The organism is Cohnella suwonensis (genome assembly GCF_042655365.1).
Classification (GTDB): domain Bacteria; phylum Bacillota; class Bacilli; order Paenibacillales; family Paenibacillaceae; genus Cohnella; species Cohnella suwonensis.
The window spans coordinates 1-576 of sequence record NZ_JBHSMH010000035.1 but is presented as its reverse complement, the minus strand read 5'-3'; the positions used below and the strand labels follow the sequence as shown (position 1 = coordinate 576).

At 47.0% G+C, this 576-nt stretch carries 1 protein-coding gene; it reads left to right on the top strand.

The annotated features are described in order from the left end of the window. A partial coding sequence (locus tag ACFPPD_RS11975; RefSeq protein WP_378082340.1) for a reverse transcriptase domain-containing protein occupies positions 1-576 on the top strand: 576 nt, incomplete at both ends.

The following is a 576-nucleotide window of genomic DNA, read 5'->3' as shown; positions in this document are numbered from 1 at the left end:
GGTTTCGTGAAAGATGATCAGTTTCACGAAACCGAAATCGGGAGTCCGCAGGGAGGCGTCATCAGTCCGTTACTTTCGAATCTGTACCTGAACTATTTGGACACGATTTGGGAGAAGAAGTTCGCGGAAACGGGAACGCTGGTGCGATTCGCCGATGACCTCGCCATCCTTTGCAAAACCAAAGAACAAGCCTTGAGGGCAATTGACGTCCTCAAAGCGGTATTCGGAAAACTGGAACTCGAAATGAACAAGGAGAAGTCCAAGCTCATTAACCTATGGGACGATAAGCAAGGCTTCGACTTTTTGGGGATGCACCACCGGAAAATACCAAAGAAGCTGAAAGGGAATAAAACGGTCTCTATCCTCCGTAGCTATCCGTCTAAGAAAGCGATGAAGAGTATGAGACAGAAGGTAAAGGAAGCAACCGAGCCGCGAAATCGTCTGTATTGGACGATGAACAAAATGGTGGAAGAACTAAACCCTAAGATTCAAGGGTGGAAGAACTACTATGGACTCGACTCCTTTGCAAACACATTCCTAAACAAAATCGACTGGTACATCCGAAAGCGCCTCACG